This window comes from Pseudomonas sp. RIT411 (genome assembly GCF_003057735.2).
GTDB classification, from domain to species: domain Bacteria; phylum Pseudomonadota; class Gammaproteobacteria; order Pseudomonadales; family Pseudomonadaceae; genus Chryseomonas; species Chryseomonas oryzihabitans.
Genome location: NZ_QBIZ02000026.1, coordinates 32,070 through 54,358 on the forward strand (window position 1 = coordinate 32,070; position 22,289 = coordinate 54,358).

The 22,289-nt window shown below is 69.6% G+C and carries 25 protein-coding genes; 3 read left to right on the forward strand and 22 right to left on the reverse strand.

Annotated elements, in window-relative coordinates; genetic code table 11:
- Nucleotides 1–12: 12 nt before the first annotated feature.
- The 19 genes from DBY63_RS23120 to DBY63_RS23210 form a co-directional block, all read right to left on the reverse strand.
- Nucleotides 13–1,245 carry a beta-ketoacyl-ACP synthase gene (locus DBY63_RS23120; RefSeq protein WP_042137474.1) on the reverse strand — a complete coding sequence of 411 codons (1,233 nt, stop codon included), beginning with the start codon at nucleotides 1,243–1,245 and terminating at the stop codon, nucleotides 13–15.
- The gene (gene fabG, locus DBY63_RS23125; RefSeq protein ID WP_108582923.1) at nucleotides 1,245–1,982 is read right to left on the reverse strand and encodes a 3-oxoacyl-ACP reductase FabG; all 738 of its coding nucleotides are present in this window, start codon (nucleotides 1,980–1,982) and stop codon (nucleotides 1,245–1,247) included. The genes DBY63_RS23120 and fabG overlap by 1 nt, the downstream gene beginning before the upstream one ends.
- Nucleotides 1,979–2,428 (reverse strand): 3-hydroxylacyl-ACP dehydratase, encoded by a 450-nt coding sequence (locus DBY63_RS23130; protein ID WP_108582924.1) that lies wholly within the window; start codon nucleotides 2,426–2,428, stop codon nucleotides 1,979–1,981. Before DBY63_RS23130 ends, fabG begins: the two co-directional genes overlap by 4 nt.
- The gene (locus DBY63_RS23135; protein WP_108582925.1) at nucleotides 2,425–3,609 is read right to left on the reverse strand and encodes a beta-ketoacyl-[acyl-carrier-protein] synthase family protein; all 1,185 of its coding nucleotides are present in this window, start codon (nucleotides 3,607–3,609) and stop codon (nucleotides 2,425–2,427) included. The genes DBY63_RS23130 and DBY63_RS23135 overlap by 4 nt, the downstream gene beginning before the upstream one ends.
- Entirely contained in the window at nucleotides 3,606–4,106 is a 501-nt protein-coding gene (locus DBY63_RS23140) for a hypothetical protein (RefSeq protein ID WP_108582926.1), read from the reverse strand. The genes DBY63_RS23135 and DBY63_RS23140 overlap by 4 nt, the downstream gene beginning before the upstream one ends.
- Complete coding sequence (locus DBY63_RS23145) at nucleotides 4,103–5,350, reverse strand: tryptophan 7-halogenase (RefSeq protein ID WP_108582927.1); 1,248 nt, start codon at nucleotides 5,348–5,350, stop codon at nucleotides 4,103–4,105. Before DBY63_RS23145 ends, DBY63_RS23140 begins: the two co-directional genes overlap by 4 nt.
- Nucleotides 5,343–7,667, reverse strand: coding sequence for a hypothetical protein (locus DBY63_RS23150; RefSeq protein WP_108582928.1), 2,325 nt, complete (start codon nucleotides 7,665–7,667; stop codon nucleotides 5,343–5,345). The genes DBY63_RS23145 and DBY63_RS23150 overlap by 8 nt, the downstream gene beginning before the upstream one ends.
- A complete protein-coding gene (locus tag DBY63_RS23155; RefSeq protein WP_108582929.1) occupies nucleotides 7,664–8,248 on the reverse strand; it encodes an outer membrane lipoprotein carrier protein LolA in 585 nt (194 codons plus the stop codon). Before DBY63_RS23155 ends, DBY63_RS23150 begins: the two co-directional genes overlap by 4 nt.
- Nucleotides 8,236–8,670 (reverse strand): acyl-CoA thioesterase, encoded by a 435-nt coding sequence (locus tag DBY63_RS23160; RefSeq protein ID WP_007161056.1) that lies wholly within the window; start codon nucleotides 8,668–8,670, stop codon nucleotides 8,236–8,238. Before DBY63_RS23160 ends, DBY63_RS23155 begins: the two co-directional genes overlap by 13 nt.
- Nucleotides 8,663–10,189 carry an aromatic amino acid ammonia-lyase gene (locus DBY63_RS23165; RefSeq protein WP_108582930.1) on the reverse strand — a complete coding sequence of 509 codons (1,527 nt, stop codon included), beginning with the start codon at nucleotides 10,187–10,189 and terminating at the stop codon, nucleotides 8,663–8,665. Before DBY63_RS23165 ends, DBY63_RS23160 begins: the two co-directional genes overlap by 8 nt.
- Nucleotides 10,179–11,099, reverse strand: coding sequence for a glycosyl transferase (locus DBY63_RS23170; RefSeq protein ID WP_108582931.1), 921 nt, complete (start codon nucleotides 11,097–11,099; stop codon nucleotides 10,179–10,181). The genes DBY63_RS23165 and DBY63_RS23170 overlap by 11 nt, the downstream gene beginning before the upstream one ends.
- Nucleotides 11,096–11,833, reverse strand: coding sequence for a glycosyltransferase family 2 protein (locus tag DBY63_RS23175; RefSeq protein ID WP_108582932.1), 738 nt, complete (start codon nucleotides 11,831–11,833; stop codon nucleotides 11,096–11,098). The genes DBY63_RS23170 and DBY63_RS23175 overlap by 4 nt, the downstream gene beginning before the upstream one ends.
- Nucleotides 11,830–13,476: an AMP-binding protein gene (locus DBY63_RS23180; protein WP_108582933.1), complete on the reverse strand. Its 1,647-nt coding sequence runs from the start codon at nucleotides 13,474–13,476 to the stop codon at nucleotides 11,830–11,832. The genes DBY63_RS23175 and DBY63_RS23180 overlap by 4 nt, the downstream gene beginning before the upstream one ends.
- Nucleotides 13,473–14,045 (reverse strand): hypothetical protein, encoded by a 573-nt coding sequence (locus DBY63_RS23185; RefSeq protein WP_108582934.1) that lies wholly within the window; start codon nucleotides 14,043–14,045, stop codon nucleotides 13,473–13,475. Before DBY63_RS23185 ends, DBY63_RS23180 begins: the two co-directional genes overlap by 4 nt.
- Nucleotides 14,046–14,055: 10 nt before the next feature.
- Complete coding sequence (locus tag DBY63_RS23190) at nucleotides 14,056–14,310, reverse strand: acyl carrier protein (RefSeq protein WP_027599969.1); 255 nt, start codon at nucleotides 14,308–14,310, stop codon at nucleotides 14,056–14,058.
- Between the two features lie 10 nt (nucleotides 14,311–14,320).
- Entirely contained in the window at nucleotides 14,321–14,581 is a 261-nt protein-coding gene (locus DBY63_RS23195; RefSeq protein ID WP_027599970.1) for a phosphopantetheine-binding protein, read from the reverse strand.
- A complete protein-coding gene (locus DBY63_RS23200) occupies nucleotides 14,574–15,341 on the reverse strand; it encodes a lysophospholipid acyltransferase family protein (RefSeq protein WP_074584799.1) in 768 nt (255 codons plus the stop codon). The genes DBY63_RS23195 and DBY63_RS23200 overlap by 8 nt, the downstream gene beginning before the upstream one ends.
- Nucleotides 15,338–16,060: a beta-ketoacyl synthase chain length factor gene (locus DBY63_RS23205; protein ID WP_108582939.1), complete on the reverse strand. Its 723-nt coding sequence runs from the start codon at nucleotides 16,058–16,060 to the stop codon at nucleotides 15,338–15,340. The genes DBY63_RS23200 and DBY63_RS23205 overlap by 4 nt, the downstream gene beginning before the upstream one ends.
- A 368-nt stretch (nucleotides 16,061–16,428) precedes the next feature.
- Nucleotides 16,429–17,664 carry an MFS transporter gene (locus tag DBY63_RS23210; protein WP_256594512.1) on the reverse strand — a complete coding sequence of 412 codons (1,236 nt, stop codon included), beginning with the start codon at nucleotides 17,662–17,664 and terminating at the stop codon, nucleotides 16,429–16,431.
- A gap of 149 nt (nucleotides 17,665–17,813) precedes the next feature.
- Between DBY63_RS23210 and DBY63_RS23215 the strand changes: the two genes are divergently transcribed.
- Nucleotides 17,814–18,704: a LysR substrate-binding domain-containing protein gene (locus DBY63_RS23215; RefSeq protein WP_108582936.1), complete on the forward strand. Its 891-nt coding sequence runs from the start codon at nucleotides 17,814–17,816 to the stop codon at nucleotides 18,702–18,704.
- A gap of 184 nt (nucleotides 18,705–18,888) precedes the next feature.
- Here DBY63_RS23215 and DBY63_RS24930 read toward each other — a convergent pair whose 3' ends face one another.
- Both DBY63_RS24930 and DBY63_RS23220 read right to left on the reverse strand, forming a co-directional pair.
- Complete coding sequence (locus DBY63_RS24930) at nucleotides 18,889–19,053, reverse strand: hypothetical protein (protein ID WP_158541742.1); 165 nt, start codon at nucleotides 19,051–19,053, stop codon at nucleotides 18,889–18,891.
- 289 nt (nucleotides 19,054–19,342) lie between these two features.
- Nucleotides 19,343–19,735, reverse strand: a complete 393-nt coding sequence (locus DBY63_RS23220) for a globin domain-containing protein (protein WP_108582937.1) — start codon at nucleotides 19,733–19,735, stop codon at nucleotides 19,343–19,345.
- A gap of 217 nt (nucleotides 19,736–19,952) precedes the next feature.
- Here DBY63_RS23220 and DBY63_RS23225 point away from each other — a divergent pair, with 217 nt between their 5' ends.
- Both DBY63_RS23225 and DBY63_RS23230 read left to right on the forward strand, forming a co-directional pair.
- Nucleotides 19,953–20,645 (forward strand): bacteriorhodopsin, encoded by a 693-nt coding sequence (locus tag DBY63_RS23225; protein ID WP_027599977.1) that lies wholly within the window; start codon nucleotides 19,953–19,955, stop codon nucleotides 20,643–20,645.
- 2 nt (nucleotides 20,646–20,647) lie between these two features.
- Entirely contained in the window at nucleotides 20,648–21,499 is an 852-nt protein-coding gene (locus tag DBY63_RS23230) for a beta-carotene 15,15'-dioxygenase, Brp/Blh family (RefSeq protein WP_077171458.1), read from the forward strand.
- Here DBY63_RS23230 and DBY63_RS23235 read toward each other — a convergent pair.
- A complete protein-coding gene (locus DBY63_RS23235; RefSeq protein ID WP_007161040.1) occupies nucleotides 21,473–21,952 on the reverse strand; it encodes an Lrp/AsnC family transcriptional regulator in 480 nt (159 codons plus the stop codon). The genes DBY63_RS23230 and DBY63_RS23235 overlap by 27 nt on opposite strands.
- Between the last annotated feature and the right edge of the window lie 337 nt (nucleotides 21,953–22,289).

The window sequence follows — 22,289 nt, forward strand, 5'->3', positions numbered from 1 at the left end:
GGGATAGGGTCATCAGGACCAGCGGCGGAAGATCAGCGAGGTGTTCACCCCGCCAAAGGCGAAATTGTTGTTCATCACATGGTCCGTGCGCAGCGCGCGTGGCCCGCCACGCAGATAGTCCAGCTCGCCGCACTGGGGATCCAGTTCGTCGAGGTTGAGGGTAGGCACGAACAGCTCCTCGTTCATCATGGCGATGCTGAACCAGGATTCCAGGGCGCCGCAGGCACCCAGGGTATGGCCCAGGTAGCTCTTCTGCGAGCTGATGGGCATGCGGGCGCCGAACAGCGCCTGGGTGGCGCGGGTCTCGGCGATGTCGCCCTGTTCGGTGGCGGTGCCGTGGCCGTTGACGTAGCCGATGGCGTCCGGGGTCAGCCCGGCGTCTTCCAGGGCCAGCTCCATGGCGCGCTGCATGGTGGCCTGCTCGGGACGGGTGGAGTGCTGGCCATCGGCGTTGCTGCCGAAGCCGACGATCTCGGCGTGGATACGCGCACCTCGCGCCTGGGCGTGTTCCAGCTCCTCCAGCACCAAGAGGCCGGCGCCTTCGCCGATCACCAGCCCGTCGCGACTGCGGTCGTAGGGACGCGGCGAGGTCTGGGGCGCGTCGTTGCGCAGGCTGGTGGCATAGAGGGTGTCGAAGACCATGGCCTCGCTGGGACAGAGTTCTTCGGCGCCGCCGGCCAGCATCAGCGGCAGGCGCCCGAACTTGATGGCCTCGTAGGCGTAGCCGATGCCCTGGCTGCCGCTGGTGCAGGCGCTGGAGGTGGGGATCAAGCGGCCCTTGAGACCAAAGAACAGACTCAGGTTGGCGGCCGCCGTGTGCGGCATCATGCGCACATAGGTATTGGCGTTGAGGCCCACCGCGGCGTCGCTGAGCAGCATGTTGGCCAGGGCCTTGATGTCGTCGGTGCTGCCGGTGGAGGAGCCGCAGGCCACGCCCATGCGACCGTCGGTGATGCGGGCGTCGTCCAGCAGTCCCGCATCGGCCAGGGCGCGCTCGCCGGCGGCTACCGCCAGCTGGGACACCCGCCCCATGCTGCGCAACTGCTTGCGGGTCCAGTGGCCCGGCACCTGGAAGTCGACGATGGGGCCGCCCAGGCGGGTGTTCATCTCGGTATAGCGATCCCAGGCGTCCATGCGGCGGATGCCGCTGTGGCCGGCGAGGAAATGGTCGCGGATGGTCGGCCAGTCACTGCCCAGGGCGGTGACGCCGGCCATCCCGGTGATCACGACGCGGCGCGCGCTCATCAGCACAGTCCTCCGTTGACCGCCAGCACCTGGCGGGTGATGTAGCCGGCCTCGGGGGCGAGCAGGAAGGCCACGGCGTGGGCCACCTCCTCGGGGGTGCCCATGCGCCCGGCCGGGATCATCTCGAGGATCTTCTCCACGGGGACGTGCTCGTCGAGGATCTCGGTGTCGATCAGCCCCGGGGCCACGCAGTTGACGGTGATCTTGCGCTTGGCCAGCTCCACGGCCAGGGCCTTGGCGGCGCCGATCAGGCCGGCCTTGGAGGCGCTGTAGTTGACCTGGCCGCGATTGCCGATCAGTCCGGAGACCGAGGTGATGCAGACGATGCGCCCCGGCGCGCGGCGGCGAATCATCGGCATGACCACCGGGTGCAGCACGTTGTAGAAGCCGTCGAGGTTGGTGCGCAGGACCAGGTCCCAGTCTTCGCCGGTCAGCGCCGGAAAGGCGCCGTCGCGGGTCAGGCCGGCGTTACAGACCACCCCGTAGTAGCCACCGTGGGCCTCGGTGTCGGCCTCCAGGATGGCGGCGCAGGCGGCGCGGTCGCCGACGTCGAATTGCAGCACCCGGGCGCTGCGACCCAGGGCCTCGACCTCGGCGCGCACGGCCTCGGCTTCCTCGCGGCGGCTGCGGCAGTGCAGCACCAGGTCATGGCCGGCGGCGGCCAGGCGCAGGGCGATGGCGCGGCCCAGGCCGCGGCTGGAACCGGTCACCAGGACCGGAGCGGGGGCGACGCTCATGGCGCGGGCTCCTCTAGGTACAGATCCACCTGGGGTGGACGGTAGACGTTCAGGCGGGCGCTGGCCTGGCAGCCAGGGCCCTGCAGGTGGCAGTCGAAGATGGCCATGCCATCGTCGTTTTCCAGCGCCGGCTGGGCGCGGATGCGTAATTCGCCAACAGCGGGAAAGGCCGGCACGTCGCAGGCGAACTGGCGGGTGCCGAGCAGAAAGCCCAGGGCCGGGGCCTCACCGCGACGGCGCGCCTGGCAGCCGGCGAAGGCGGCCACGCTCTGGGCCATCAGTTCCACGCCGATCCAGGCCGGTAGGGCGCCCGCGGCATCGGTGAAGAGGCCGGGCCTGACCACCAGGCGGGTCTCGATGCCGCTCTCGTCGCAGGCGAGGATCTCGTCGATCAGCAGCATGTCGCCGGCGTGGGGCACCAGCTCGGCGAGGGTCCAGGGGATCATGGCGTGGCTCCGAGGATGAGGCTGACGTTGCTGCCGCCAAAGGCGAAGCTGTTGCTCATGGCGTGGCGGCGACCGTCCAGGCGGCTGTCGGCATCCGTCAGCGCCAGCCGTGGCAGGGCCGGATCGGCCTGGCCGTCCCAGCGCTGCGGCGGCAACTGGCCGGCGGGATTGAGCCGCGGGTCCAGGGTCAGCCAGGCGAAGGCGGCTTCCAGGGCGCCGGCGGCGCCGAGGGTATGGCCGGTCAGCGGCTTGGTGGAGGAGCAGGGCACCCCGGCCGGAAACACCTGGTGGGTGGCCTGGCTTTCCATGGCGTCGTTGTGCGGCGTGGCGGTGCCGTGCAGGTTGAGATAGCCGATGTCCCCCGGTTGCAGGCCGCTGGCGCGCAGGGCCGCCTGCATGGCCTGGACGGCGCCGCGCCCGCTGGGATCGGGGGCGGAGATATGGTGGGCATCGGAACTGGCGCCGCCGCCGAGCAGGGCGATGGGGCCGGGTTCGCGAGTCAGCAGGAACAGCGCCGCCCCCTCGCCGATGTTGATGCCGCAGCGATTGACCGAGAAGGGATTGCACAGCGATTCGCTGACCGCTTCGAGGGCGGCGAAGCCGTTCAGGGTCAGGCCGCAGAGGCTGTCGACACCGCCGCAGAGCACGGCGTCGCAATGCCCCTGGACCAGCAGCCGCCGGGCGCTGAGCAGGGCGCGGGCGCTGCTGGTGCAGGCGGTGGAAAGGCCGTAGCAGGGGCCGCTCAGGCCCAGGTAGCGGGCGAGGAAATCCGCCGGCGCCACCAGTTCCTGCTGGGCGTACTGATAGCCCTCGGGCAACTGGCCGCTGCGCTGGTGCACGGCGATGCCCAGGCTGGCCTCGTGGATGCCCGAGGTGCTGGTGCCCAGCACCACGCCGATACGCGCCGAACCGTGGCGCTCGATGGCCTGGCGCACCTGGGGTTCGATCTCGGTCAGGGCCGCCAGCAGCAGCTGGTTGTTGCGGCTGAAAAAAGGTGTCCACTCCAGCGGCCAGGCTGGCAGCGGCGCGGTGACGGTACCCACCGGCGGCTGGCGCTCGGGAATCCAGCCCGGGGTAGGCTGCATGCCGGCCGTATCACCGGCGAACAGGCCACGGGCCACCTCGGCCTTGCCCTGGCCCAGGGCGCAGAGCAGGCCCAGGGCATTCAGGTAGGCGCTCAAGGCGTGGACTCCGGCAAGAGCGTCAGGCGATAGCTGGACCCATCCGGCGCCTGCAGCTCCAGGCGGTCGGCGGCGGGATAGCGCACCTGCCAGTCCTTGAGGCTGCGGCTGCCGTCGGCGGCCCTCTGCCAGTCGCCCGCGGCATAGGCCCGTGGCAACTGGTCGGTCGGGGTCAGGGCGAACAGCAGCACGCTGAAGAAGGTGCGCGCCCTGGGATTGGGCGGCAGGAGGCCGTCGGCGTGCCAGGCGCCGTCGATCAGTTGCTGGCGCGCCTGGGGCACGCCAAGGGGATCGAACAGCGAAAAGCGCAGGGCGGCGCCTTCCGGCTGGATGGCCAGCAGCAGGGCGTCGCTGCCCTCGGCGGTCTGGCGCTCCACCTGGTAGACCAGGGCACGCGCCAGCGGCGGCGGACTGCTGGGCAGCGGCGGCTGGCTGGCGCAGGCGGCGAGCAGCAGCAGGCAGGCCAGCGCGAAGACGAACGGACGAGGCAGGGTCATGCAGGATGGGCCGAATTCAGCTGACAGAGCTCGACGAGCAGGCGCAGGCGCCGCCGGGGCTCCTTGACGAAGGGGTTGCGAACGTCCCAGGCGTAGCCGGCGAGAATGGCGCAGATCATGCGCTTGATCTCGGGATCGGCGTGTTCGAAATAGATGACGTCCTGGAAGCTGCCATCGTACCAGCCCTCCACATAGGCACGGAACGTATCGACGCCCGCCTTGAGCGGCCGGGCGAATTCGGCCTCCCAGTCCACCGACTCGCCGCGCAGCTGGCGATCCACCAGCGGTGCGGCCAGACTGGCCGAACGCAGGGCGATGGTCACGCCCGAGGAAAACACCGGATCGAGAAACTCGGCGGCGTTGCCCAGCAGGGCGAAGCCGGGGCCGTGCAGGCGCTTGACGTTGGCGGCGTAGCCACCCAGTTCGCGCACCGGCGTATCCCAGACCGCATTGTGCAGCACCCGGGCCAGGCTCGGGGTCTCGGCCACCCAGTCGCGCAGACAGGTGGCGAGATCGGCGGCGCGTCCGGCATAGCGCTCGGCGGCGGCGACCACCCCGATCGAGGTGCGGCCGTCGCTGAAGGGAATGGTCCAGAACCAGACGTCGCGCAGGGTCGGATGGGTGGTGATGAGGATGCGCTGGCGGTCGAAGCCGGGCTCGTCGATGCGATCCTCGACATGGGTGAAAAGGGCGCGGCGCATAGGGAAGTCCGAAGGCGCCTCCAGATCCAGCAGGCGGGGCAGCACCCGGCCGTAGCCGCTGGCGTCGAGCAGGAAGTCGGTGGTCAGCGCATAGGCTTGGCCGTCGTCGCCCTGCACCTCGAGCCGGGTCCTTTCGCCGTCTTTACCCAGGGTCACGGCGGTTACGCGCTGACCGTAGCGGATCGTAACCCCCTGGCGCGCGGCGTCGTCGGCAAGGATCTTGTCGAAGGGGCCGCGCTGGACCTGGAAGGTGCTGCGGCCACCACTATAGGTGTCGCGGAAGTCGAAGTCGGTGTAGCGCTCGCCCCAGGCGAAGGCCGCGCCAATCTTGGTCTGGAAGCCGGCGGCCTCGACCGCGGGCAGCATCCCGGCTTCCTCGACGAAGTCCAGGCTGTGGGAGAGCAGGCTCTCGCCGATGGAAAAGCGCGGAAAGTGCTGGGCTTCCAAGACCAGCACCGGATGGCCGCGGCGCTTGAGCAGGGCGGCGACCACGGCGCCCGCCGGGCCGGCACCGATGACGATCAGGGGATGATGTTCAACCATGACGAAGGTCCTTTTCGTGGGAGACGGGGGGCGAGGCCCAGGGCGCCAGCAGAAAGCTGAACACCAGGCCCAGGCTGATGGCCAGGCCGAAGTTGGCGATGGCCGGGGTGCTGCTGAGCATCAGCAGGCCAAAGGACAGCCAGCTGCCGACGCCGGACAGCAGGCCGCCGAGCAGACTGACCGCCGCCCCGCCGATGGCCTCGTGCATGAGGATGGCGTAGTCCACGCCGATGGCGGTGATGAGCAGCAGGGCGAAGAGGCTGAACAGGGTCAGCGGCTGACCCAGCCAGCCCAGGCAGGCCAGGGCCGCCAGGGCCGCCAGCAGCGGCAGGCAGACGATGCGCAGCGCCGCGCGGCGGCCAAAGGCCCACAGCAGCAGGAGGAAGATGGCGCCCGAGGCCAGCAGCTTGAGTTCCACCGCCAGGCGCTGGGTGTGGACGAACAGTCCGCGCAATTCGCCCAGGCGATCCACCAGTTGCACGCCGGGCAGGCCCGCAGCCACTGTCTGTAGTACCTGGGCATTGCCCAGGCCTTGCAGACTGACCAGGCCGGCCGCGCCGCCCTCGGTCGTGCGGCCCAGCCAGAGTGGGCGCCAGGGTTCGCCCAGGGGGCCGGCCAGCGCCTGGTCCAGGTTAAGGTCGGGCAGCTGCTGCAGTTGCTTGAGCTCGGCCTCCAGCGCCTCCGCCGGGATGCCCACGGCCAGCAGCGGTTGCAGGCGCTCGCCCCAGCCGGCCAGGGCCTGGCGCAATTCGGCCTGGGCCGCGGCGGGAGCGAGCAGACCGCTGAGGGCGCGATAGCCCTGCAGCTGGCCGGCGCTGACGAGGGCGTCGAGGCGCTGGCCCAGGGCGGTCTGGCGCTCCAGCACCTGGTCGGCATCGGCGCCACGCACCAGGAAGAACTGGCTGGTGGGTTGCAGGCCGGTGAGGCGGGCGATGGCCTGGGCTTCGCGGGTCAATGTCGGGTCCTGGCCGAGCCAGAGGCGCAGGTCGTTCTGCAGGTGCAGCTGCCAGACACCGGCGCCGCAAAAGGCCAGCAGGGCCAAGAGCAGCGGCAGGCTGCCGGTGCGCGCCAGCAGGCGCAGGCGCAGCTCGAGCAGGCGTTGCATGACGCGCAGGGGCGCGGCGGGCGGTGCCAGGTCCAGGCGCTGCCACCAGGCTGGCAGCAGGCAGACGGTGGTGAGGTAGGCGCCGATCAGGCCGGCGGCGGAAAACACCGCCACCTGGGTCAGCGCCGGAAAGGGCGTGCAGGCCAGCGCCAGATAACCGAGCAGGTTGGTGGCCAGGCTGAGGGACAGACCGGGCAGGGTCTCACGCAGGATGGCCGTGGCGTCCCAGGGACCGCTCTTCCAGCTCTTGCTGAGATAGTGCAGCGGATAATCGGCGGCCACCCCGGTCAGGCTGGCGCCGAGGATCAGGGTGAGGGCGTTGATCTGGCCGAAGAGCAGCACGCAGGCGGCGCTGCCGGCCAAGAGGGCCACGCCCACCGCCAAGAGGCTGAGCAGCACCCGCCAGCGGCGGAACAGCCCCAGCAGCAGGGCCAGGGTACCGAAGGTGGCGAGGCCGCCGATCAGTGACATCTCGCGACTGGCGGTGGCCTGGCCGGCGGCGGCGTATCTCAGGCCGCTGGCGGCCAGCAACTGACCGCCGTCGGCCACCACCTCGCGGCGCGCGGCCTCGATCAGGGCTTCCACCCGCGGCGGGGCATCGAAGTCGAAGGCATCTGCGCGGGTGCGAGCACGAATCAGCGCCCAGCTCAGGCCGTCGCCCTGGGTCAGCAGCAGGCCGCTGCCGGCGTCGAATTGCACTTTGCTGGCCGGGGTGAGCTGGCGCTGCAGCAGCAGGCCGAGGCCGAGCCAGTCCTCTTCCAGGGGCAGGGCGCCGGCGCCGGCGAAGGGCTCGAAGAGGGCCGCGGCGCGGGCTTGCAGATAGGCGTCGGGCGTCTTGATCAGCTCGTCGCGCGCTGGCCCCGGTGCCAGCGCCAGGCGATTGGCCAGAAGTTGCTGGCGCAGGCCGGGCAGGTCAGGGGTGAGTTGCCACTGCACCCTTTCGAACAGCGGCTCCCGCGACCAGGCCTGGCCCAGGCGCTCGGCCAGGGCCGGCAGTCGCTCGCGCTGGGGATGGCCCACCAGCAGCAGCACCTCGCGATTGAGCGGCTCGGCCATGCGCGCCTCGGCCTGCAGGGTCAGGGCATCACCGGCGCCCTGGGGCAGCAGCGCCAGCAGATCGGCGGCCACCGGCGGACCGTGCCGCCACTGCCAGGCGCTGAGCGCCAGCAGGGCGAAGAGGAATAGCAGGAAGGGGCGCTGCAGGCGGATCACTGGAAGGCCGCGCGCTGGTCGGCGGAGAGGGCGTCGCGGGCCTGGCCGTCGAGCCTGAGCAGGCTGCGATCGCCCTGGGTCTCGCGGATCTCCACCTGCTCCACCAGCTCACCACCCTGGATGAGGATGCCGTCGAACACCTGCTTGAGCAGGGCGCCGCGCGGGGTCAGGCGCAGTTGCCAGTGGCCGGCGTCACCGCTCAGGGCCAGTTCGAAGTCGCGCTCCAGGCCGCTGCGATCGCCGCCGAGCACGGCGAGGAACAGCGCACTCTGGCGCGCGGCCAGGTCGCTGCCGGGCAGCGGCGTCCAGCCGGCGGGGGTCTCTTTGGCGATGGCGCCGGGGGTGATGCGATAGGTCTGGGTCAGCGGCTTCTCCAGCCGCCAGAGCAGGCCCAGGCCGCGGGCCAGGGTGAAGTGGCCGCTGCTGGTGAGCGGCTGCGGCAGGGCGCGCAGATAGCGTTGCTGGACGAAGCTGCCCGCGACCGCGGCCGGACGCGCCAGCTGGGTGGCCAGGTCGTCGAGATCGAAGGCCTGGGCCAGGGGGGCGGCGAGGATGAGCAGCAGAGCGATCAGCTTGCGCATGCCAGGGCCCTCTCCACGGCGTCGATGAAGACCCTGGGCGAAGCCAGCTGCATCTCGCGGCTGGCCATGTCCACGGCCACCTGCACGGTGCTGGCGCGGGTCAGGCGCTCGCCGGTGGCGGCATCGCTGATCAGGTAGTTGAGCTTGAGGCGGTTCTCCCACTCCACCAGATCGGCCTTTACCCGCACGCGCTGCTGGAACAGCAGGGGACGGATGTAGCGGATCTGCAGGTCGATCACCGGCCAGCCATAGCCGGATTCGCGCATCTGCAGGTAGTTGTGGCCCAGGCGGTCGAGCAGGGCGCAGCGCGCCACTTCCAGGTATTTGACGTAATGGCCGTGCCAGGCGATTTCCATCATGTCGACGTCGAAGAAGGGGATCTGCATCTCCACCTCGACCTGCAGGGCACCGGTCTTACGCATAGAGCCTCCAGTGGCGGGCGCGGATCAGGGTCAGGGTCTGGCGCAATTCGGCCTCCAGGGCGCGGTCTTCGATCAGCGGCGCAAAGGCCTCGCCCAGGTCGCGGTGCATGGCGGCCAGCGGTGCGGGCGGCTCCACGCCCTGCTGGCGCCTGAGCCAGACGCCCTGCTGGGCAGCCAGCAGGGTGGCGGCGGCCACCTGTTCGGTGAGCTCCAGCACGCGCAGTGCATCGCGGGCGGCGATGGTGCCCATGCTGACCTTGTCCTGGTTGTGGCATTCGGTGGAGCGGGAAAAGACGCTGGCCGGCAGGGTGCCCTTGAGCGCCTCAGCGGTCCAGGCGCTGGCGCCGATCTGCACCGCCTTGAAGCCGTGGTTGAGCATGGCGCGTTCGGCCGGTGCGCCGGAGAGATTGCCCGGCAGGCCGTGGTTGTAGCGCGCGTCCACCAGCAGGGCGAGCTGGCGGTCGAGCAGGTCGGCGACGTTGGCCACCAGGGTCTTGAGGCTGTCCATGGCGCAGGCGATGTGGCCGCCATAGAAGTGGCCGCCGTGCAGCACCCGCTCGTCCTCGGCGTCGATCAGCGGATTGTCGTTGGCGCTGTTGAGTTCGGTCTCGATGAACTGGCGCAGCCAGGGCAGGCTGTCGGCCAGCACCCCCAGCACATGGGGCGCGCAGCGCAGCGAATACCTGTCCTGCAGGCGGTGCAGCGGCGCGGCCGGGCCTTCGGCGGCCAGGTCCGCGCGCAGCCAGGCGGCCACCTGGCCCTGGCCCGGATGGGGCTTGGCGGCGAACAGGCGCTGGTCGAAGTGCTCGGGATTGCCGGCCAGGGCCACCACGTTGAGGGCAGTGATGCGGGTGGCCAGGCGCAGCAGGTATTCGGCGCGGGAGAAGGCCAGGCAGGCCAGGCCGGTCATCACCGCGGTGCCGTTCATCAAGGCCAGGGCTTCCTTGGGCCGGAGCACCAGGGGCGTCCAGCCCAGTTCGGCGTGGACCTCGGCGGCGTCCCGTATTTCGTTGCGCCAGAGCACCTGACGCTCGCCGCAGAGGGCGGCGGCGACGTAGGACAGCGGGGTGAGATCGCCACTGGCGCCCACCGAGCCCTCTTCGGGGATCAGCGGCAGGATGTCTTCGCGCAGGAAGGCGGTGAGGCGTTCGAGCAATTCGACGCGCACCCCGGAAACCCCCTGGCACAGCGACTGCAGCCGCGCCGCCAGCACCGCGCGGGTCGCCGCCGGATCCAGGTGGCGCCCTAGGCCGCAGCCGTGGAAGGTATAGAGCTGGCGTGGCAACGCCTCGACCTGGGCGAGGGGCACGGCGACCACGCAGGAGTCGCCATAGCCGGTGGTGATGCCGTAGACCGAGCCCTCGCGGGCCAGCAGCGACTCGACGAAGCGCGCGCCGCGGGCGATGCCGTCGCGAAAGGCCGCATCGTCCTGCAGGTCGGCCCGGGCCCGGCCCTCGGCCAGGGCGACCAGGTCTTCGAGGGCGAGGGCCTGGCTACCAAAGCGAACACTAGCGTTCATCGCGACTCCAGAAGGGATAGAAGTTGAACCACTGCCGCGGCGCCTTGAGGCAATGGGCGGCGAGGCGCTCGGCATAGGCCTGGGCCAGGCCCTGGATGCCGGCGGCGCGCTCCTGGCGGCGCCAGCTTGGCGCCGGGGCGAAGTCTTCCAGGTAGAGGTGGTAGCCGTCGGCTTCGCGCAGGCAGAACAGCAGGTTGGTCGGGCAGCGCAGCAGGTGGGCCAGCAGCCAAGGCCCCTGGGGGAAGGGTGCCGGGGCGCCGAGAAAATCCACCGTCACGGTGCGCCCGCCATGCAGCGGCACCCGGTCGCCGGCGATGGCCAGCCACTCGCCGCGCTCCAGGCGCTCGCTCAGCTGCAGCATCACCGCCGGGTCCAGCTCGCTGACCTGGATCAGCCGCAGGTCGCTGGCGCCGGCTTCTTCCAGCAGGCGATTGAAGGCCTCGGCGTGGCGGGTGTGCACCAGCACGTTGAGGCGTACCCGCCGCCCAAGCTGGGCCAGGGCGCGACAGACTTCGAGGTTGCCCAGGTGGGCGGTGACCAGGATCTCGCCGCGCGGCCCGTGCATGCGGCTGTGCACCTGATCCGGGTCGTGCAACTGCACCTGATCCAGGCCGAGACGGCCGTTCCAGGCATCGAGCTTGTCCAGCAGGGCTTCGGCGAAGGCCATGAACTGGGCATAGCCGCTGCGCCAGCTGGGCTGCAGCTCGGGACGGCCGCTCCAGTCGGCCAGGCGCTGCTGGTACTCGCGGATGCCACGGCGGGCGCGGGCGCCGAACAGAAAGAAGTACAGCACGATCAACCGCAGCAGCGGGGCGATGGCGCGGCGGCCCAGGTGCCGCGCCAGCCAGGCGGTGAGGCGCATCAGCACGGGGCTGCCGCGCTCGCGCTGCTGCGCCCAGTGGCCGCTCATCCGCGCACCCGGCGCCAGAGCAGGCGCGGCGCACGCAGCAGCATGCCGAAGAACAGCCGGGTGTGCATGCGCGAGATCAGTACGTTGTCCTGCCAGAGGCGAAAGTGCGAGCGGCCATCCAGCGGATAGTGCACCCGGGTCGGGCGCCAGCGCATGGGCTGCTCGCGCCAGGCCAGACGCACCAGGATCTCCGGATCGAAATCCATGCGCTTGCCCAGGCCGCCGGCGCGGATCACCGCCAGGGTCGGTGCCAGCGGATAGACGCGAAAGCCGCACATGCTGTCGCGGATCTCCAGCGACAGGCTGTTGATCCAGACCCAGACATGGGTGAGGTAGCGGGCATAGAGCCGGCCCTTGGGCACCGAGTCGTCGAATTGCGGATAGCCGCAGATCAGCGCGTCTGGATAAGCCTGGGCCTCGGCGAGAAATGCGGTCACGTCGGCCAGGTCGTGCTGGCCGTCGGCGTCCACCTGCAGCGCATGGCTGAAGCCCAGGCGCTGCGCCTCGGCGAGGCCGGCCATCACCGCGCCGCCCTTGCCCTGGTTGACCGGCAGGCGCAGCAGATGGATGTTGGGTTGCGTGGCCAGCTCGTCCATCACCTGGGCGCAGGCGGGGCTGGAAGCGTCGTCCACCAGCACGCAGGGCAGGGCGCGCTGGCGCAGCGCCTGGACCACCAGCGGCAGAGCGTGCTCGTGGTCGAACACCGGGATCACCGCGCAGGCACGAAAGCTCAAGACCGCGCCTCCTTGAGCAGGATGCGCCCGGACGAGCAGGCCGCCGTGCCCTGGCGAAAGGCGAAGTGCAACTTGTTGCGGCTGGCGTCGAAATGGAAGGTCAGGGTCACCCGATCGCCGGGGCGCAGCAGCTGCTGGAATTTCAGCACCTCCATCCCGGCGAAGTCCGCCGGTAGGGCCAGGTGCTGGCGCGCCAGGCGCTGGGCCCAGCCCACCTGGACCACTCCGGGCACCACCGGCGCCGTGGGGAAGTGGCCGGAAAAGAACGCCAGGTCCGGCGCGACTTCCAGCTCCAGCCGCCAGCCATCTGCGGTCTGCTCGACACTGAGGGGCTCGATCTCCACCGGCCGGGGCTGGGCCAGCAGGCGCTCCACCTCGGCCTGGGCCAGTTTGCCCTGGGCGCTATAGGGCAGCGCCAGCAGCAGGCGCCAGCGGCGCGGCAGGGCGATGGCCTCGCAATGGCCGACCAGGTATTCGCGCAGCTCGGCCACCAGGGCGCGGCGACCGCCGTTGCGCAGCTGGTGCAGACCGCGCTCGCTCAGGGCGACCAGGGCGCCGAGCAGGGCGCGGCCCTGCTGCACCACGCCCAGGCGGACATCGGCGATGGCGGGATGGCCGAGCAGCCGCGCTTCGAGGGCTGGCAGGGCGATGCGTTTCTCTTCCAGCTTGACGATGCGATCCAGGCGGCCGAGCAACTCGAAGCGGCCGTCGCCCAGCAGGCGCACGTCGTCCATGGTCTGCTCGCGCATGCCCTGGGGCAGGTAGGGCGAGGTCAGCCAGAGGGCGCCCTCGGCATCCTGGCCCAGCTCGATGTCGGCAAAGGCCTGCCAGGGTTGCGGGCCTCTCCGCCAGGCGATGCCGCCGGTCTCGGAGCTGCCATAGACCTCGGTGGGATAACGACCGAAGCGTTGCTGACAGGCCTTGGCGGCCGCGCCTGGCAGCACGCCGCCAGAAGAGAATACCTGCACCACCTGGCCGAGGACGGCATCGTCGAGATTCTCGCCCAGGCGCTTGAGCAATGCCGGACTGCTGATCCACACCGCGCGCCGGCCCTGGCGCGACAGGGCGGCGGTCTCGCGCTGCAATTCCTCGGTGAAGGGCAGCGCCTGGCGGGCGAAGGGCCGCCCGGCGCAGAGCGGCCAGAGCACGCGAAACAGCAGGCCATAGATGTGCTGGGTGGAGACGCTGCCAAGGACGGTCGCCGCGCCAAGGGACGCGCCCCAGAGGCGCTCCAGGGCGGCGACCTCGTTGGCCAGCTGGAACAGCTGCTTGGCGATGAGTTTGGGTTCACCGCTGGAGCCCGAGGTGCTCAGGGTCAGCAGCGGCGCCTGCAGATCGAGCCGGGCGGGCGTCAGGGGTTCGGCCGCGGTCCAGCCGTCGAGGTCGTCGAGCCAGGCATCGAGCGTCGGCGCCAGGCGCGCGCGGGTGGCGGGCTGGGCATCCGCCGGCAGGATCACCTCGATCCCGGCGCGCCAGGCGCCGAGCAGGGCGCAGGCCAGGTCTTCGGCATCGTCCAGGTGCAAGGCCAGGCGCCTGAGACCGGCGTTCTGGAAGGCGGCCGCCAGCTGCAGGGCGCGCTGCCTGAGCACCAGGTCCAGCGGACTCGCGGGCGCGAGCAATTCGGCCAGGGGGGTAAAGGTCATGGCAGCCTCCGCACGCGCTGGCGGACCAGCCATTCGCCGGCGAACAGCAGGCCCATCAGGCCATAGGCGATGAAGCCGGTATAGAGCGTCCACCAGGCCAGCGGCGCCCACAGCGCCAGGCCGGCGGCGGTCAGCGCATTGCCCAGAAAGAACAGGCACCAGACCTGGGTCACCCGGCGGGTATAGCGCACCGCGCGCGGCGGCAACTCGGGTTCGCGCAGCCGCGCCAGGCGCTCGATCAGCGGCTGGCCGCGCAGCAGGCTCAGGCCGAACACCGCCAGCAGGAAGAGGCTGAGTAGCACCGGATACCAGCGCAGCAAGACGGCGGCGTCGCTCAGGGCCAGCAGCAGGCAGAAGCCCAGGGCGACCAGGGCGGTGCCGCGCTGCAGGCCGTTGAGACCGGGTTGCAGCAGGCGCAGGCCCCAGAGGGCGCCGAGGCCGGCGGCGAAGAGGCGCGGCGAGAGGTGCTGCAGGCCGAAGTAGACGGCGAAGGGATAGGCCAGGCCGAGCAGGAGCAGCAGGGCACTGGCGACCAGGCCCAGGGGAGAGCGGGAAGGCAGGGCACTCATAAGCGGCGGATCAGGCGTCCGCCTGGCTGATGCGATGGACGGCCTCGACCACGTCGCCCACGGTGCGCACCTGGCGGAATTGCTCGGCGGCGATCTTGTGGCCGGTCTGGCGGCGCAGGTGGTCGATCAGGTCGACGGCGTCGATGCTGTCGATCTCCAGGTCCTCGTAGAGGTTGGCCTCCAGGGTCACCCGCTCGGGCTCCAGTTCGAAGAGTTCGACCAGGGCGCTGCGCAGGGTCTCGAAGATGGCTTCACGGCTTTGCATGGCGATCTCCTCAGGCGGCGCGCTGGGCGGCGACAAAGGCCGCAAGGGCGTTGACGCTGGCGAAATGGGTGCGGGTGTCCTTGGCTTCGGCGTCGATGCGGATGCCGTAGCGCTTCTGGATCGCCAGGCCCAGCTCCAGGGCGTCCACCGAATCCAGACCCAGGCCGTCGCCGAACAGGATCTGGTCGTCGCCGATGTCGTCGACGGTGACGTCCTCGAGGCCGAGTGCCTCGATGATCAGGCCTTTGAGCTCGAGATTGAGATCAGTCATGGTTGCCGGTTTCCTTCAGGTAGAGCTGGTGTAGCTGGTCGTTGAGTTCACGCGACGCCAGCGGCAATGGCCGTCCGGCGAAGGTGGAGGGATCGATGTCGGCGCCGACGTCCAGCTGGAAGTCGAAGCGCCGCGCGGGAATGCGATACCAGGGCGTGGCCTTGGTCAGGGTGCTGGGCACCACGCGGATGATCACCGGGGTGATGCAGCGGGCGCCGCGCAGGGCGATGGCCGCGGCGCCGCGATGGAAGCGCGGCGGCTCGCCGGGGGTGGTGCGGGTGCCTTCGGGAAAGATGATCAGCGTCTGGCCGTCGCGCAGGGCGTCGGCGGCTTCGTCGAGCATCTCGGCGCTGCCGTTGTTGCTGATGTAGCCGGCGGCCTGGATCTGCCGCTTGAGATACGGGTTCTGCCAGAGGCCCTGCTTGACCACGCAATTGGCGTCGGGCACCAGGCCGATGAGCACCACCACGTCGATCAGCGAGGGGTGGTTGGCGATGATCAACTGGCCCGGACGCCCCAGGCGCTCGCGGCCCTGGATGCGCAGATTCATCACCCGGGTCAGCACCATGAAGGCGACGAAGAAGCGGAACAGCCGGGCATTGGCCCGCCGCGCGCGCTGGCGGCGGCGCAGGGGAGTGCCCGGCAGCACCAGCAGGAGCGGCAGGATCAGCAGGCGAAAGACCAGGGCGCCGCAGCCGAACACCACGAAGTTGAGCCCCGTGGCCAGCAGGCGGTAGCCGTAGTCCAGGCGGCCGTTCACCCGCGGGCCTCCGCTCGCCAGTGCCAGGCGCGCCCGGCATAGGCGAGATGCAGGGCGCCCGGCGCTTCCAGCAGGCGCAGCAACTCCAGGGCATGGGGCCAGGCGCTGGGCGCGGCCTCCGCCGGCGCCGGCGCGCCGCTCAGGCCATGGCTGCCGCCCGGGGTCAGCAGCAGGCCCACGGCATAGGGAAAGGGGACGTCGTCGATCTGGGGGGCATAGAGCGTCGGCGGGGCCTCCTCGGCGATCACCACCAGCACGCCGCTGGCGCCTTCGGCGAGCAGGGTGCAGGCCTCCAGCACGGCGTGTTCGAGGCCGTCGCGACCGGTGGCCAGGGCGTTCATCTCGCTGTGGTCGCCGCGCAGGATCGACCACTGGCCGATGATGGCGTTGTGCACCGAGAGGCTGAACTGAGTCGGCGAGAGCGGCTCGCCGCGGGCCAGTTCCTGGAGGATGGCCAGGGTGCGTGGGGTCTCGCCATGGCGCGAGGCGAAGATCAGCGGCAGCGGCTCGCCATGGGCGTCGGCCAGCGGCCAGGCGACCTGGAAGGTCATGCGCGCCAGCCGGCTCAGGCGGCGCCGCTGCATGGCCGGCAGGAAGCTGGCATCGGGCTGGCTGCCGTCGTCCGCCGGACGCCAGGGCGCGGCGCACCACTGCCGCCAGGCGTCCTGGTCGCCAAGACCAGGTGCCCAGGCGCGCCAATCGCTAATCTGGAAGTGCATGTTCACAGCCGAATCTACCCCGGAGCCTTACGTGCTTGCCGTTTCATCTATCCCTGATGAGCAGGGTATTGCAGCGTTCGGCGCGCATTATCCAAGCGGCTCCCACCCTAGGCAAACATTTGTCTGAACTTTGCGAAGAGGTGACAGTCGCGCCGCCAAGCCAGAGACAGGCTAGCGTGGCGGGAGGTAGAGAGCCCCTTTTCAGGGAGTGAAACGCCGCTCCGTGCGACGAGCGGCAGCGCCAACCCCGATTTGCGGGACAGGGATGAAGGTAAAGGAGAAGCTGTCGCTGAAGGTTATCGCGATCAGGGCCTTCCCGGCGGCTCCAGGGGGAATTTCCTCCTGCCTGGAGCCGCCGCGGCCCGCGATCAGGCCGCCGGCAGCGGCTGCAATCGCGACAGCCGAATCGCCACGGCCAGGGCCGCCAGCAGCAGGGCGCCGATGAACAGGCCGACCCCGGTCCAGCCACCCAGGTGCCAGCAGAAGCCGCCCAGGGTCCCGGCCACGCTGGAGCCGGCGTAGTAGCTGAACAGATAGAGCGACGACGCCTGGCCTCGCGCCTGGCGCGCCCGGCGGCCCACCCAGCTGCTGGCCACCGAGTGGGCGCCGAAGAAGCCGAAGGTGAACAGCAGCATCCCCGGCAGTACCAGCCACAGCGGGGTGAACAGGGTCAGCAGCAGGCCGCCGAGCTTGAGCACGATGGCCGCGGCGAACACCTGTCGCCGACCGAAGCGATCGGCCAGGCTGCCGAACTTGGCCGAGCTGTAGATACCGGCGAGATAGACCAGCGAGAGGACGCCGATCCAGGCCTGGCTGAGATGATAGGGCTCGGCCAGCAGGCGATAGGCGATGTAGTTGAACAGGGTGACGAAGGCGCCCATCAGCAGGAAGGCCTCCAGGAACAGCCAGGGCAGGCCGGCGTCGCGAAAGTGCAGGGCATAGCCGGCGAGCAGGCTGCGCGGTCGCAGCGGCCGTGGCTGGAAGCGTTTCGACGCCGGCAGGCTGCGCTTGAACAGCAGCGCCGCCACCAGTGCCAGCACCCCCAGGGCGCCGAGGGCGATGCGCCAGGAGACGAAGTCCACCATGACACCGCTGATCACCCGGCCGGACATCCCGCCCAGGGCATTGCCACTGATATAGAGGCCCATGGCATAGCCCAGGTGCTCGGGGTGCACCTCCTCGGCCAGGTAGGTCATGGCCACCGCCGCCACCCCGGCCAGCGACAGCCCGACCAGCGCACGGGTCACCAGGATGCCGTCCCAGGTGGGCATCAGGGCGCTGAGCAGGGTGAAGGCGCCCGCGGCGAACAGCGCATAGACCATCACCGACTTGCGCCCGATGGCATCGGAGATCGGCCCGGTCACCAGCAGGCCGCAGGCCATGAGGCCGGTGGCCAGGGACAGCGACAGACTGCTGGCCGCGGCGGTGAGGCCGAAGGCCTGGGAAAAGATCGGCATCAGCGGCTGCACGCAATAGAGCAGGGCGAAGGTGGCGAAGCCGCCGCAGAACAGCGCCAGGGCGGTGCGCAGGAACTGCGGCGTGCCCTTCTCGATGAAGACGTCCGGTTCGTGGTGGGCTTCGTTGGCGGCGGGCAGGGTGGCCAGGGTGGGGGTGGATGGCGTGGCGGACGACCGGGACGTGTTCACGGGTACCTCGGGGCAGGTCTGATCTCACCACCCTAGGCTGGTGGCTGCCATATATCCAATATATTGTCCGTCTCGATTGATAGGTTCTACGACTCAATGGAAGACGTATGGAATTGCGCCACCTGAGGTATTTCGTGGCGGTCGCCGAAGAACTGCACTTCGGCCGCGCCGCCGAGCGCCTGAACATCTCCCAGCCACCGCTCAGCCAGCAGATCCAGGCCCTGGAAAGCGAACTGGGCACCCGCCTGCTGGAACGCACCAACCGACGCGTCGCCCTGACCGAGGCCGGCCGGCTGTTTCTCGACGAGGCCCGGCAGATCCTCCTGGCCAGCGAGCGTGCCGCCGAACGGGTCCGTCGCGCCGGCCGCGGCGAGACCGGGCAACTGCAGGTGGGCTTCAGCGCCTCCTCGCCCTTCGTCGCCACCATCCCCAAGACGCTGTTTGCCTACCGCCGCGCCTATCCCGAGGTGCGCCTGCAACTGCAGGAGATGAGCAGTCGCGAACAGATCGACGCCATGCTCGCCGGCAACCTGCAGATCGGCCTGATCCGCCCCATCGAATTGCCCGACGCCCTGGTGGCGGTCGAACTCTTCCGCGAACCCCTGGTTGTCGCCCTGCGCCACGACCATCCCCTGGCGCAGCAGGGCAGCGGCCCGCTGCCCCTGGCCGCCCTCGCCGAAGAGCCCTTCGTCTACTTCCCGCGCAGCTTCGGCACCGGTCTCTACCAACAGCTCCACAGCCTCGCCGCCCGCGCCGGCTTCACCCCGCGCATCGTCCAGGAGGCCAGCGAGGTCCTCATCATCCTCGGCCTGGTCGCCGCCGGCCTCGGCGTCACCGTGCTACCCGCCACCTATCAGCGCACCCAAATGGAAGGGCTGGTGTATCGCGAGCTGGACGATCCCGAGGCGACCTCGGCGGTGTGGTTGCTCAGGCGCCGGGACGAGGTGTCGCCGCAGGCGGAGGCGTTTGTGAGGTTGTTGATGAGCGCAGCGCAGTAGCGGCCTTGCCCGGCCAGGCGCTTTGCTCGCCCTAGTCCGGTGTCGAGTCGGCCGGCTTCTTGCGGCGCAGGCGATTGGCGGCACGGGCGTCTTCGCTCGAGGCGAAGAAGTCGAGCTTGACCAGCCGCGACACGATGGCGCCCTCGCTGCGCTGGACCTGTGCGGCGATACGGGCGACATCCAGTTAGGCCTCGTACCAGAGTTGCGCGAGCTGGGTGTCGTCTTCGGCTGTCCACCGGGCGCCCGCCTGGGCGGGTTTGTTGACCGTATCGGCGACCGCATCGGGAGAGGCAGCAGGGATCGGCGGCAGCGGTTGCCAGCCGTCGGCGGCCTGGAAGCCCACAACCACAGCGAACCGTCGTCGCAAAGAGCGCAAAGCCGGTTGGACGCCGATTCCGCATCGGCAGGCAGTACCTGAATCTGGACGATCTTGCGCACGGCTGGGCCTCCGGTTGCTGGTCAGGAGGTGAGGATAGAGCAGGAAGATTGCAGCGGTTCCTGGTGCCTTGTCCAAATCCAGACGCTTGGGTTTGCCCTCACCCCGGCCCTCTCCCTGAGGGAGAGGGGGTGTTTGGGGCGAGTACGGTGCAGGTGGGGCGTAGGTTGAGCGCAGCGCAGCCCAACAGGGCCCAGTCCGGTCAGTAGTAGCTGCGCATCACCGCGATCCCGGCTTCCAGCACCTCCCGCCATTCCTGGTGCAGCGCTGGAGAGAAGTCGGCATCGTGCTCGGCCAGGGTGGCGAGCAGGCAGTCGACCCAGAGGCCGTAGAGTTCGGCGTCGATGTCCAGCCGGGCGCGGCAATGGCTTTCGCCGAGCTGGCGCAGCCGGGTGGCGGGCATGCCGCGGGCGACGAGGACCAGGTTCATGATGCCGTGGCGCAGCAGCAACTGCTGGGCAGCCATGTCGGTGCGGGCGAATTTCTCCTGCACCCGGGGCGAACTGGCCAGGAAGCGCTGGTAGAAGTCATCGAAGAAGGCGGGGCTGGCGCAGCAGCGTCCGTAGCTCAGCATCACGTTCTGGGCCGGCAGCATGCGGATTCCTGGGCGGGCATGAAGCGGCGCAGCCTGCCTGGGGGCGGGGGCCGGCGTCTTGATCCGGGTCAAGGCGACAGCCAATTGACAGCACTGAAACATTTTGAACCAACTCACACGGCGGCTTCTCTACCTTAAGCGCAGCGGTCGCCGAGAAACCCCTACTCCAGAGGGCCTGGCCCGTCAGTGCGCACCTATCGTCCCCTGGAGAACCCCCATGAGTCCCACCCCTCTGCTGATCGGCTTCGTCATCATGTCGCTCGCCTCCCTGGCCATCTATGCCAAGGGCGCCCACCGCGGTCCGCTGCGTGGCCATACCCTGGTCCATGCCGCCGTGCCCTTCATCGCCGCCACGGCCTATCTGGCCATGTACCTGGGGGTCGGCAACCTGATCAAGCCGGACGGCAGCATCACCTATGTCGCCCGCTACCTGGACTGGACCTTCACCACGCCGCTGCTGCTGGCCGGGGTGGTGAGCTCGGCCTACCTAGGTGCCCGCGAGCAGGAAGGCCAGGCCGGTTTCGTGGCCTCCATCGTGACTCTCGACGTGGTGATGATCGTGACCGGTCTGGTCGCCTCTCTGGCGCCCTACGGCACCATCAAGTGGGTGTTCTTCGCCTGGTCCTGCGCGGCCTTCGTCGGGGTGCTCTATCTGCTGTGGAAGCCGCTGGCGACCCTGGCCGGGCAGCATGCCGCCATCGGTGCGGCCTATCGCAAGAACGTCGGCTTTCTCAGTGTGCTCTGGCTGATCTATCCGGTGGTCTTCGCCGTGGGACCCGAGGGTGTCTGGGCGGTGAGTGATGCGGCCACGGTCTGGGTCTTCCTGATTCTCGATGTGCTGGCCAAGGTGGTCTACGCCTTCACCTCGGAGCGCAATCTCAAGACGGCCCTGGCGCGGTCTGGCGTCTGAGCATGACGGCCATCGGGCGCGGCGGATGGCTGTTGCTGCCGGCCGCCGGGCTCGCCAGCCTGGCGGGTGGGGCAGGGCAGCTGGCCTTCGCGCTGCTGGTGGGCCTGGGGCTGGGGCTCCTGCATGGCGCCAGCGATCTACGCCTGGTCGCTTCCGCACGGCGCCTCGCCTTTCTTGGCAGCTACCTGGCGACGGCTCTGGCCTGCCTGCTCTGCTGGCAACTGGCGGGGACGCTGGCGCTGCCGCTGTTCCTGCTGTTGTCGATCTGGCATTTCGCCCATGAAGACGAACTCCTCGCCGATCGGCTCAGTGCGCTGGCGCTGGGACTATTCATCGTGGGTGGTCCGGCGGTGCTGCACGAGACGGCCGTGGCCCGGCTACTGGCGCTGGCCATGGGGCCGGATGCCGCTCCGGCATTGGCCGAGTGGCTGGCCAGGCTGCTGGTGCTGGCTGGGACGCTGGCGTTGCCGGTGCTGCTGCTGGCCGCCTGGCAGCGTCGCCGTCCCTGGCTGGCGGCCACGCTGCTGGCCGTGGTGCTGGCGCCACCTCTGGTCGGTTTCGCCCTGGGCTTCTACCTGCTGCATGCCGCACCCCAGACCGGGGTACGCCAGCGGCTGCTGGGGGCGCCTACCTTCACGGCCTATCTGCAGCTGACCTGGCCGATCCTGCTGGGCGCGGCCGTCTTCACCCTGGCCGGTGGCCTGCTCTTCGTGCTGCAGGAGCGCACCGGCATCCGGGCGCTGTTCGCCGTGCTGGCGGCCTTCGCCGTACCCCACATGCTGGTGCTGCCGCGCTTTCTTGCCCCGGGTGCCGAGGCCGCACCGCGCTCAGGGCCGCAGATGGTTGAGCGGTAGCTCGGTGCTGGCCAGGATCTGGTTGAGCACGAAACTCGAGCGCACGCTGGAGACCCCCTCGATGCGCGTCAGGGTGCCCAGCAGCAGCTGCTGATAGTGCTCCATGTCGGGCACCACCACCTTGAGCTGATAATCCGCATCCATGCCGGTGACCAGGCAGCACTCCAGCACCTCGGGACACTGGGCAATGATCCCCTGGAAGTTCTCGAAACGCTCGGGGGTGTGCCTGTCCATGCCGATCAGCACGAAGGCGGTCAATGACAGCCCGAGTTTCTTGCGATCCAGCAGGGCGACCTGGCGGGTGATGTAGCCACTGTCTTCCAGTTGCTTGACCCGTCGCGAGCAGGGTGAGGGCGACAGGCCGATGCGTTCAGCCAGTTCCTGGTTGGAGAGGCGCGCGTCGCGCTGCAGTTCTGCCAAGATTTTCAGATCGAAGCGATCGAGTTTGTCCATTTTGCATGCCTTGCGCTAGCCGATTGCGCCCAATGCTAGGTTTATGGCCAGGGATTGCGCAAGAGGTGGGAAAGAAGCTGCACAACGCAACCCGCTGCTGGCAGCAGGGGCGTAAGCTGAACTCAACTTCGATAGCCCGGTAGAGCTGTCCAACGAAGGCGCCCCAGGAGGGCCTTTCGCATCGCCAACGACGGTATCCCGTCCGCCGCGCCCGGGCCCGCCCAGGTCACCATTCCTGGTCGATCGCAGCCACCGTCACGAGCGGTGCGAGAGGACAACGAATTCAAGGGGAGGCCGCAAGGTCTACCCTTTTCTTTTGGGCGGAAGTTTTGGCGTT